The 350-nt window shown below is 55.7% G+C and carries 1 protein-coding gene; it reads right to left on the minus strand.

Going from position 1 to position 350, the window contains the following annotated elements:
* Positions 1 to 350 (minus strand): extracellular solute-binding protein (locus EN804_RS35370; protein ID WP_135922355.1); only part of this gene is annotated, 350 nt, incomplete at both ends.

The raw sequence follows: 350 nt of genomic DNA on the forward strand, positions 1-350 counted from the left end.
GCGGCTTTGCCGCATCCAGCCCGGCGGCCTTGAACAGATCCTTGTTGTAATAAAGAGCGATCGTGTTGGTCGCCTTCGGGACGCCGAAATATTTTCCATCCCACATCACCGATTTCAGCGGGCCGGGGAAATAATTCTCCGTCTTGATGACATCGGACTTGGCTATCATGTCGGTCACATCGAGGAAGGCTCCGCGTGCGGCGAACATGGCGTGGTTGGGGTTGTCGATGGCGATGATGTCGGGCGCATTGCCGGTCGAATAGGCGCGCATGGATTCGCTCACCACGTCATCGAACTGCAATTGCCGGTATTCGATCTTGATGCCGTTATTGAGCGCGTTGAACTCCTTG

Origin of the sequence: Mesorhizobium sp. M8A.F.Ca.ET.161.01.1.1, from assembly GCF_004792105.1 — a bacterium.
Lineage (GTDB): Bacteria > Pseudomonadota > Alphaproteobacteria > Rhizobiales > Rhizobiaceae > Mesorhizobium.